Annotated in this window: 1 protein-coding gene; it reads right to left on the bottom strand. The window is 68.2% G+C overall.

Going from position 1 to position 781, the window contains the following annotated elements:
• On the bottom strand, positions 1-781 hold a 781-nt coding region (locus tag ACFOYW_RS16415), incomplete at both ends, for an IS481 family transposase (RefSeq protein WP_390231444.1).

Below are 781 nucleotides of genomic sequence, written 5' to 3'. Positions count from 1 at the left end.
TGTACTGACCTCGACCGTTGTTGATTCGGTCGATGGGTGGTTTGCCTTCGATGCCGAGGTGGGCTCTGTCTAGGTTGTAATGGTCGATGAAGGCGGGCAAGGCCTCGGCGCGATCCTGGTTGGAGGCGAAGGGTCTGCTGTACGCCCACTCGGTGGCCAGGGTGCGGTTGAGGCGCTCGACTTTCCCGTTGGTCCATGGGCAGTGCGGGCGGATGAACTTCTGTGTGACGTCCCGCTCGGAGAGCACGCCGCGGAAGGCGGCAGAGTGCCGGTATGCGAAGGCGTTGTCGGTGATGACGCGCTCGACCCTCACGCCGAGGGAGGCATAGAACGCGATCGCGCGCTGGGCGAACCCGGCGCAGGTCGTCCCGCGCTCGTCGGGATGGATCTCGGCGTAGGCAAGGCGGGAGTGGTCGTCGATGGCTGCATGGACGTAGTCGTAGCCGATACCGCGGCCGCGCACCTTCTCGCTGCGGCCGTGCGACCGCCAACCGCCGCCTTCGGGGATGCGGCCGAGCTTCTTCACGTCGATGTGGATCAGCGAGCCAGGATGCGGGTGCTCGTAGCGCCTGCCGGATGACCGCCTCGCGCGGATCGGCTTGCCGGTGACCGGGTCCAGCTCGCGCAGGAGCGGCGTGTTGGTGCGGGCCAGGACCCGCCCGACGGTCGAGGCCTGCATGCCGAGCTTGGCGGCGATGAACACCGGACCTCTACGGGTCAGTTCCCGCATGATCCGCACGCGCGTCTCGCGGCACGGGCCGGTGCGGCGCGGGTGCGTGCG

Source organism: Gryllotalpicola reticulitermitis (genome assembly GCF_042651345.1).
Classification (GTDB): Bacteria; Actinomycetota; Actinomycetes; order Actinomycetales; family Microbacteriaceae; genus Gryllotalpicola; species Gryllotalpicola reticulitermitis.
This window is presented reverse-complemented; position numbering and strand designations above follow the sequence as displayed.